The following is a 10,849-nucleotide window of genomic DNA, read 5'->3' as shown; positions in this document are numbered from 1 at the left end:
GAAACCAACGACAACCGCCCCGTCAACAACACCCCATCCACACCCGCCAACCCCACCACCGCACCCAACAACGGATGATCAGCCGAACCCAGACCAAGACCGGCCGCCGCGCCCTCGCCGACGCCCCCACCCACGGACTCCAGCCAGTACCGCTCCCGCTGAAAGGCATACGTGGGCAGCTCAACCCGCCGCGCGCCCGTCCCCGCGAACATCCCCGCCCAGTCGACGGCGGCCCCGCCCACATATGCCTCAGCCAGGGACGTCAGGAAACGGTCCAGGCCGCCTTCGTCACGGCGCAGCGAACCTACGGCGGTGACCCGGGACCCGTGCTCCTCGGCCGTCTGCTCCACACCCACCGTCAGCACCGGATGGGCACTGGCCTCAACAAACACCTGGAAGCCATCGGACAGCAGGGCGCCTACGGTCTCATCGAAGCGGACGGTCTGGCGTAGGTTGCAATACCAGTACCCGGCGTCCAACCCCGCCGTATCCAGCACCCCACCCGTCACCGTCGAATAGAACGGCACCGACGACGGCCGAGGACCGATCCCCCCAAGCTCACGCAGCAACTCACCCTCGATGACCTCAACGTGAGCACAGTGCGAGGCGTAATCCACAGGCACACGACGCGCCCGGATCTCCTCCACCTCGCACAGCGTCAGCAACTCCTCCAACGCAACCGCGTCACCGGAAACCACCACCGCCGAAGGTCCATTCACCGCCGCCACCGACAACCGCTCACCCCATCGGACCAGCCGCTCCCGCACCTCCCCCACAGGCAGCGACACCGACACCATGCCACCACCCCCCGACAACGCCCGCAACGCCTTACTCCGCAACGCCACCACCCTCGCGCCGTCCTCCAACGACAACGCACCCGCCACACACGCCGCCGCGATCTCACCCTGCGAATGACCGATAACGGCCGCGGGCTCCACGCCGTACGAACGCCACACCTCCGCCAACGACACCATCACCGCCCACAACACCGGCTGCACCACATCCACCCGCTCCAACGCAACGGCATCACCCTCACCACCCCGCAACACATCCACCAACGACCACTCCACAAACGGCGCCAACGCCACCGCACACTCACCCACCCGCTCCGCAAACACCGCCGAAGACTCCAACAACCCCGCCGCCATACCCACCCACTGCCACCCCTGACCAGGGAAAACCAACACCACACGACCATCAGCACCCGCAACCACACCCTGGGTCAGCCCCGGGACGCTGCTGCCCTCCGCCAGCGCGCTCAGACCCTCGACCAGAGCCGCGCGATCGGACCCCAGCAGCACCGCCCGGCGTTCGAACGCGGTACGCGTCGTCGCCAGGGAGAGACCGATATCGCTGGGTACCATCTCCGGCCGTGCGTCCAGGTGGGCGAGCAGCCGTTCCGCCTGGGTCCGCAGGGCGCTCTCGGACTTCGCCGAGACCAGCCACGGCACGATGCCGGACGGCAACTGCCCAGCTGACTCCGGAGCTTCAGTATCCTGGTCGGCCGCGGGCTCCTGCTCCAGGATGATGTGTGCGTTGGTCCCGCTGATGCCGAACGACGAGACGCCCGCCCGGCGGGGCTCGTCGCCCTCCGGCCAGGGCGTGGCCTCGGTGAGCAACCTGACCGCGCCCGCCGACCAGTCCACGTGCGGCGACGGCTCGTCCACATGCAGGGTCCGCGGCAGCAACCCGTGCCGCATCGCCTGCACCATCTTGATGATGCCGGCCACGCCCGCCGCGGCCTGCGTATGGCCGATGTTGGACTTGATGGAGCCGAGCCACAGCGGCCGGTCCTCGGGCCGATCCTGCCCGTATGCCGACAGCAGTGCCTGCGCCTCGATCGGATCGCCCAGCGTGGTGCCCGTGCCATGCGCCTCGACGGCGTCCACCTGCTTGGCGGAGAGCTTGGCGTCGGCCAGGGCCTGGCGGATCACCCGCTGCTGGGACGGCCCGTTGGGGGCCGTGAGCCCGTTGCTCGCACCATCCTGGTTGATGGCCGAGCCGCGTACCACCGCCAGCACCGGATGGCCATTGCGCCGCGCGTCCGACAGCCGCTCCAGCAGCAGCATGCCCACACCCTCGCCCCAGCCCGTGCCATCCGCGGCCGCGGCGAACGGCTTGCACCGGCCGTCCGGCGCGAGACCCCGCTGACGGCTGAACTCCACGAAGGTTCCGGGAGTGGACATCACCGTGACGCCGCCCGCGAGGGCGAGTGTGCACTCCTGACGCCGAAGGGCCTGGCCGGCCCAGTGCAGGGCCACCAGAGACGAGGAGCACGCCGTGTCGACCGTGACTGCGGGGCCCTCAAGACCCAGTGTGTAAGCCACCCGGCCGGAGGCGATACTGCCCGCGGTGCCATTGCCCAGGTAGCCCTCCACGCCTGCGGGCAGCGACGTCAGACCGGTGCCGTAGTCGTGATACATCACACCGGTGAAGACACCGGTCTTGCTGCCCCGCACCGACTCCGGGTCGATACCCGCCCGCTCGAACGCCTCCCAGGCCGTCTCGAGCAGCAGCCGCTGCTGCGGGTCGGTCGCGAGCGCCTCGCGCGGGGACATCCCGAAGAACGCCGGGTCGAACTCACCGGCGCCGAGCAGGAATCCGCCCTCACGCGCATAGCTCTTGCCGACCGCGCCCGGGTCGGGGTCGTAGAGCCCCTCCACATCCCAGCCACGGTCCTGGGGGAAGCCCGAGATGGCGTCCTCGCCGGCGGCCACCGACCGCCACAGCTCCTCGGGCGAGCGCAGCCCGCCCGGGTAGCGGCAGCTCATCGCCACGATCGCGATCGGCTCGTGGTCCGCGGATTCCGCTTCCTCGAGGCGCTGACGCGTCTGGTGGAGTTCGGCAATGACTCGCTTGAGGTAATCCCGGAGTTTGTCTTCGTTGCTCATCGCGCTTTCCCAATCACAAGACTGTCGGCAATTTGCGGAGGGTTACCGCTTCGCGGAGGGTTATTGCTTCAGAGAATTCCGAGATCCTCGTCCACCATTTTGAAGAGTTCACCATCCGTCGCCGATTCGAGTTGGTCGACGAGAGCAGCAGCGTTGCCGTTCGGGACTTCCCGTGCGTCGCCGTACTTTGCCAAGAGCTCCCGCAGGCGTGACACCACATCCGTGCGGCCGATCTCCTCCCAGGTCATCGTCGACAGACCGGCTTCGAGCTGATCGAGGCCCACGGATACGGGCACCGAAGTGGCCGCGGACCCGACGTCCCGCGACAGCTCGCGATGGAGGTGCTGGGCCAACGCGGTGGGGGTGGGGTGGTCGAAGACCAGTGTCGCGGTCAGACGCAGTCCGGTCACCGTGCCGAGCCGATTGCGCAGTTCCACCGCAGTCAGCGAATCAAAGCCGAAATCCTTGAACGCGCGGCCCGGTTCCACGGTTTCCGGGCCGCCGTGGCCCAGCACGGCGGCGACATTCCGGCGTACCGTGTCCAGCACCAGGCGTTCCCCTTCCGCATACGAGGCTCCGGCCAGGCGTGTCCGCAACGCCTCCGCCGCTCCGGCAGCCCCGGTGGAGTCCGCTGCCGCCGTCCGGCGGGCGGGCAGACGCACCAACTCCCGTAGCACATAAGGAACTTCGACCATTTCCTCGTGTACTGCGGACCTCCAGACCGTCGTGTTCAGCCGCGCGGCGGCGACGACCGGGCCATCGCTCGCACACGCGGCGTCGAAGAGTGCGAGTCCCTCGGCCGAGGACAGGGCGGAGATGCCGACCTGGTCCATCCGCCGCCTGTCCACCTCGGCCAGCCCCGCCGTCATCCCGCTGCGTTCCTCCCACAGGCCCCAGGCCAGCGACAGGCCGGGGAGACCGTGGGCACGGCGCTGTGTGACGAGCGCGTCGAGAAAGGCGTTTGCGGCGGCGTAGTTGCCCTGCCCGGCGGCCCCGAACATGCCCGCCACCGAGGAGAAGACCACAAACGCCGACAGGTCGAGCCCGGCCGTCAGCTCATGCAGGGCGAGGGCCGCCTCCGCCTTCGGTCGCAGCACCGTGTCCAGCCGCTCCGGAGTCAACGACGCGATCACACCGTCGTCCAGGACGGCGGCGGCGTGGACAACGCCCTTCAGCGGATGCGCGGCGGGGATGTCCGACAACACCGCGCGGAGGGCGTCCCGGTCGGCCACATCACAGGCGGCCCAGGTCACCGACGCACCCGCCGAGGACAGCTGCTCCGCCAGCTCGGCCGCGCCCTCGGCCGCCGGGCCCCTGCGGCTGAGCAGCACCAGATGGCGCACGCCGTGTTCGGCCACCAGGTGCCGGGCGAGCAGACCGCCCAGGGTGCCGCCGGCCCCGGTGATGAGGACCGTACCTTCGGAGTCCCATGCCGCCGAAGCGCCACCTTCCCCCGACTCCTCGGCTCGGACCAGCCTCGCCGACAGTACGCGCCCGCCGCGCACGGCCAACTGCGGCTCGCCCGAGGCGAGGGCGGCGGCCAACGGAACGGAGCCGAGCTCCTTGGGATCGTCCACGTCCAGGAGAACCAGTCGCCCGGGGTGTTCGGCCTGCGCGGAGCGCACCAGACCCCATACCGCCGCCCCTGCCAGATCGTCCACGCTCTCGGTGGAGGAGGTGGCCACGGCACCCCGAGTGGTGATGACCAGCCGGGAGTCGGCGAACCGGTCTTCGGCCAGCCACTCCTGCACCCACTCAAGCGCCCGGTGCGCCGCGCCGCCTACGCCGCGGCGGGCATCGCCACCGGGGCCGATCGCGGAGACCGGCAGCACCCACTCGGGCAGGGGCTCGCCCTCGGCGCCGGACCGGGCCAGGGCCTCCAGTCCGGGGTGTGTGCCCACCTGCCAGTCCGCCGACCGCAACGCCACGGCAAGGTCGCCGTCCTCCTCGCCGATCAGCGCACAGCGGGCGGTGGCCGGTGCGTCGGCCGCGAGTGGCATGGCGTTCCACCGCAACTGGAACAGCGACTCATGCGCGGCGCCCCGCGCGGCGTCGATCTGCTCGGCGGAGACCGGACGTGTCACCAGCTCCGCCACCGAGGCCATCAACCGACCCGTCTCATCGGCCACGGTCAGCGATAGACCGTCGCCCCCGGCCGCCGTCAGCCGTACGCGGACCGTGGTCGCGCCGATGAGGTGCACCGACACCCCGTTCCAGGCGAACGGCAAGCGAACCTGCTCCGCGTCCGAGGCCACCAGGCCGCCGGGGCCCGCCATATGCAGGGCGGCGTCGAGCAACGCCGGGTGCACACGGAACCGTGCCGCGTCCGGCCACTGCTCTTCCGCCAGTGCCACCTCGGCGAACACCTCGCCTTCGCGCCGCCAGGCGGCCCGCACGCCCTGGAACGCCGGTCCGTACGCGAGCCCACCCAGCGCGAAGCGCTCGTACATGCCACTGATGTCGACCGCTTCGGCATCCGCGGGCGGCCACACACTCAGCTCGGCCGAGAGCGCCGACTCCGGCTCCTCGGCCTGGGTCAGAACGCCGGTGGCATGACGTGTCCAGGGTTGGTCCTCATCGCCGGATTCCTGCCGGGAGTGGACGGTGACGGGTCGACGGCCGTCGTCATCGGCTCCGGCAACCATCACCTGGAGCTGGATCGCACCGCGTTCGGGAAGGACAAGGGGTGCTTCCAGCACCAGATCGTCCACCTGGCCACATCCGAAACGGCTTCCGGCGTGCAGCGCCAGATCCACGAACGCCGTCCCCGGCACCACCACCGAGCCCAGCACGGCGTGGTCGGCCAGCCAGGCGTGCGTACGCGCCGACAGCCGGCCGGTGAACAGGCAACCGTCGGAGTCGGGCAGCCGCACCGCGGCACCGAGCAGGGGATGCTCCTCGGACCTCAGCCCGGCCGATGCCACGTTGCCCACCGCCCCACCGGCCTCGAGCCAGTACCGCTTCCGCTGGAAGGCGTAGGTCGGCAGCTCCACGTGACGTATGGAGGTGGGCGCGAGCAACGCCGTCCAGTCCACCCGCGCGCCACGGACGAAGATCCGAGCCAGTGCCTCCTGGAGCGTGGCCAGCTCGTCCCGGCCGCTGCGAAGCGCCGCGACGAATTCGATGTCCGGCGCACACTCCTGTCCCATCCCGGAGAGCACACCGTCCGGACCCAGCTCCAGGGAGGTCGTCACCCCCGCTTCCGCGAGAGCCGCCATGCCGTCGGCGAAGCGTACGGTCTCGCGGACATGCCGCACCCAGTACTCGGCCGAGCACAGCGCCTCGACGTCCGCGACCTGGCCCGTCACGTTCGACACGACCGGGATGCGCGGAGGCGCGTACGACAACCCCTCCGCCACCTGGCGGAAGTCGGCCAGCATGGGCTCCATCAAGGGTGAGTGGAAGGCATGCGAGACCCGCAGCCGCTTCGTCTTGACGCCCTGAGCCTCAAACTGCGCGGCGATCTCCATCACCGTCGCCTCCGCGCCGGAGATCACGGTCGAGTGCGGCCCGTTGACCGCCGCCAGACTCACCTGGGCCTCACGACCGGCCAGCAACGGCAGGACATCCGCCTCGGTGGCCTGCACCGACACCATCACCCCACCCGACGGCAGCTGCTGCATCAACCGCCCACGAGCCGCCACCAACACACACGCGTCGTCGAGCGACAACACACCCGCCACATACGCCGCCACCAGCTCTCCGATGGAATGCCCGGCCACAAAATCCGGCCGTACACCCCACGACTCGACCAGCCGGAACAGCGCCACCTCCACCGCGAACAACCCACACTGCGTAAACGCCGTCTCATCCAGCCCCTCCACGTCCCCGCCGATCACCTCCCGCAAAGAACACTCCAGCAGTCCGTCAAACCGCCCACACACCTCATCGAACGCCTCCGCAAATACCGGAAACGCCTCATACAACTCCCAACCCATCCCGATCCGCTGGCTGCCCTGCCCCGAGAACACAACCGCCAACTTCCCCGACACCACCGAACCCCGCACCACACCAGCCGCCGGAACACCATCCACCACGGCTTCCAGCCCGGCCGTGAAGCCCTGATGGTCGCCAGCCAGCACCACCGCCCGGTGCTCGAACACCGAGCGTGTGGTCACCAGCGACGAGGCCACGTCCACGGCCGACGGCACGGCGTCCGTCTCGTCACGCACGGACGACAGCAGCCGCTCCGCCTGCACCCGCAACGCACCCTCGGACTTCGCCGACACCACCCACGGCACCAGCCCCGACATCTCGGGCCCGGCCACGCGCTCGGCGACGTGCATCTCCTCGGGGGCCTGCTCCACGATCACATGCGCATTGGTCCCGCTGGCGCCGAAGGAGGAAACACCGGCGCGCCTAGGGTAGCCCGTCTCCGGCCATTCCGCCGCGTCCGTGAGCAGCCGCACGGCGCCCTCGGTCCAGTCCACATGCGGTGACGGCTCATCGACGTGCAGAGTCTTCGGCAGTACGCCGTGCCGCATCGCCAGCACCATCTTCATCACGCCCGCCACACCCGCGGCCGCCTGCGTATGGCCGATGTTCGACTTGATCGAGCCGAGCCACAGCGGTCGCTCCTCGGCGCCCCGTTCCCGCCCGTAAGTCGACAGCAGCGCCTGTGCCTCGATGGGATCGCCGAGTGTCGTACCCGTACCGTGCGCCTCCACGGCGTCCACGTCGGCGGTCGACAGCCCAGCACTCGCCAGCGCGGCCCGAATGACCCGCTGCTGGGAAGGGCCGTTGGGGGCCGTCAGCCCATTGGACGCGCCGTCCTGATTGACGGCGGACCCGCGGACGACGGCGAGCACCCGGTGGCCGTTGCGCCGTGCGTCCGAGAGCCGCTCCAGCAGCAGCATGCCGACACCCTCGGAGAACCCCGTGCCGTCCGCGGCCCCCGCGAACGCCTTGCACCGTCCGTCGGCCGACAGCCCACGCTGACGGCTGAACTCCACGAAAAGCGCGGGGGTCGACATCACCGTCACACCACCCGCGAGCGCGAGCGAGCACTCCCCCTGACGCAGCGACTGAGCCGCGAGATGCAACGCCACCAGCGACGACGAGCAGGCCGTGTCCACCGTCACCGCGGGTCCTTCGAAACCGAAGGTGTAGGAGACGCGGCCCGAGGCGATGCTGCCGGCGGTGCCATTGCCGATATAGCCCTCGACTCCTTCCGGCACCGTGGCCGAGCCGTAGTCGTGGTGCATGATTCCGGCGAAGATGCCGGTCTGGCTGCCACGCACCGAGGCCGGGTCGATACCGGCCCGCTCCAACGCCTCCCACGACGTCTCCAGCAACAACCGCTGCTGCGGATCCATCGCCAACGCCTCACGCGGCGAAATACCGAAGAACTCCGGATCGAACTCACCCGCGTCATAGAGGAAACCACCCTCGCGCGCATACGCCGTGCCCCGGTGATCAGGATCCGGGTGATACAGACCCTCCAGGTCCCAGCCACGATCGTCCGGAAAACCGGCGATGGCGTCCCCACCGCGGGCCAGTAGCCTCCACAGATCCTCGGGGGACTTCACCCCACCCGGGTAGCGGCAGCTCATCCCCACGATGGCGATCGGCTCATCCTGGGACGCGGCCACCGTCGCGGGGCGTCCCGCCTGGGCAGCCGTCCCTTCGCTCCTGCCGAGGAGCTCATCGCGGAGGTGGCAAGCGAGCGCGACGGGCGAGGGGTAGTCGAAGACGAGGGTGGCGGGGAGCCGCAACCCGGTGGCGGCGTTCAGCCGGTTCCGCAGCTCGACGGCCGTCAGCGAGTCGAATCCGAGTTCCTTGAACGCACGCTCCGGCTCGATCTCGTCCACACCGGAGTAGCCGAGCACCGCGCCGACCCCCGCACGCACGAGGTCGAGCAACGCCTGCTCCCGCTCGGACTCCGAGAGCCCCGCGAGCCGGGCGAGGTCACCGTGCAGGGGCGTATCCATGCCCTGCGCGCCATCCGTCAACGCCCTCCGCGCGGGGGTACGCACCAACCGTCGTAGCAACGGCGGTACGGGACCGGCGCCACCGCGGAGCGCTGTCGGAGCGATCCGTACGGGGACCAGCAGCGGTCGGTCCATGGCGCTCGCCGCGTCGAGGAGCGCAAGACCTTCGTCCGACGACAGCGGGAGGACGCCGCTCCGCTCCATCCGGGCGACGTCGGCATCGGCGAGGTGGCCGGTCATATCGCTGCGCTCGGCCCAGAAGCCCCAGGCCAACGACACCCCCGCAAGCCCACGCGCCCGACGACGCGCCGCCAGAGCATCCAGGAACATATTCGCCGCCGCATAATTCCCCTGCCCCGCCGCACCGAACGTCGCAGCCGCCGACGAGAACACCACAAACGCCGACAGATCCAGGCCGCACGTCAACTCATCCAAATGCACCGCCGCATCCACCTTCGGCCGCAACACCGCGTCCACGCGCTCCGGCGTCAACGACTCGACCAGACCGTCATCCAGCACACCGGCCGCATGCACCACACCACGCAACGGACGATCCACCGGAATACCCGCCAACACCCCTGCCAACGCTTCACGGTCGGCGACATCGCAGGCCACCACGGCCACCGACGCACCCAGCCCCACCAGCTCGGCCTCCAACTCCACCGCACCAACCGCCCCGCGACCCCGCCGAGAGACCAACACCAGATGCCGCACCCCACACTCAGCCACCAAATGCCGCGCCAGCAAACCACCCAACGTGCCCGTAGCACCGGTCAACAACACCGTGCCTTCGGGATCCCACGCAAAGCCCAGCCCGGCCCGCTCGGCAGGAGCAACAGCACGCGACAGCCGAGGCGCCAGCACATTCCCGAACCGCACAGCAACCTGAGGCTCGCCACACTCCAGCACCGCCCGGAGCACACCAGCCGACGCCGGTACGTCGTCCACGTCCACCAGAACGAACCGATCCGGATGCTCAGCCTGCGCAGAACGCACCAAACCCCATACCGCAGCCGCCGCCACATCCGGCACATCCTCGTCCGGTACGGCAGCCACCGCGCCCCGCGTCACCACCACCAGCCGCGAACCAGCAAACCGCTCCTCAGCCAACCACTCCTGCACCACCCGCAAGGCACGGTGGGCGAGGTGGCGCGTGGTGGTCGGGAGGTCCTCTGCCCCCGAGTCCGAGTCGGACACACATGCCATGAGTACGACATCCGGGTTGCCTGCCAGGGTGGCCAGCTCCGGGCTGCTCAATACCTCCTGCTCTGCCGCGCCCAAGGCGGCGCTGAGGCCGAGATCGTCCGGCCCGACCATTGCCCACCGAGCTTGGGACGCCGCCGCCGGCGTGTCCGCAGTGGGCACGCGATCCCATTCCACGGTGAACAGCGAGTCCCTGGTCACCTGCGGAGACGCGGTGAGCTGCTCGGCCGCCACCGGCCGCCCCACAAGTGAGTCGACCGAAGCCACCGGTACACCGTCGGCGTCCGCCACGAGCACCGAGATCCCCTCGGATCCCGACGGCGACAGACGTACCCGCAGCGCAGTCGCGCCCGTGGCGTACAGCGAGACTCCTGTCCAGGCGAACGGCAGACGAGCGGGACCCGTCTCCTCGCCGTCCGGGCCCACCCCAGCCATATGCAGGGCGGCGTCGAGGAGGGCTGGATGCAACCCGAAACGCCCCGCCTCGACACGCTGCTCCTCCGCAAGCGCCACCTCAGCAAACACCTCATCACCACGACGCCACGCAGCCCGCACCCCCCGAAACACCGGCCCATACTCCAAACCCACCCCAGCCAACCGCTCATACACACCACCCACATCCACCGCCACCCCACCCACAGGCGGCCACACACTCAACCCCTCCACCACACCCGGACCCTCAACCGACAACACCCCCGTCGCATTACGCACCCACGACTCCTCCCCCTCACCCTCCAACCGCGAGAACACACCCACCACACGCCGACCCACCCCATCCGGCACACCCACCGACAACTGCACCTGCACACCACCACGCTCAGGCAC

Annotated in this window: 2 protein-coding genes; both read right to left on the bottom strand. The window is 69.7% G+C overall.

Annotated features, from left to right (window positions below; genetic code table 11):
• On the bottom strand, nucleotides 1-2,849 hold a 2,849-nt coding region (locus tag AB0E24_RS45650; RefSeq protein WP_435865405.1), incomplete at its 3' end, for a type I polyketide synthase.
• A 110-nt stretch (nucleotides 2,850-2,959) separates the two neighbouring features.
• Nucleotides 2,960-10,849 (bottom strand): SDR family NAD(P)-dependent oxidoreductase (locus AB0E24_RS45645; RefSeq protein ID WP_435865404.1); only part of this gene is annotated, 7,890 nt, incomplete at its 5' end.

Origin of the sequence: Streptomyces malaysiensis subsp. malaysiensis, from assembly GCF_040653035.1 — a bacterium.
Classification (GTDB): domain Bacteria; phylum Actinomycetota; class Actinomycetes; order Streptomycetales; family Streptomycetaceae; genus Streptomyces; species Streptomyces malaysiensis.
The sequence above is the reverse complement of the archived record's forward strand: the minus strand, read 5'-3'. Positions and strand labels throughout refer to the sequence as shown.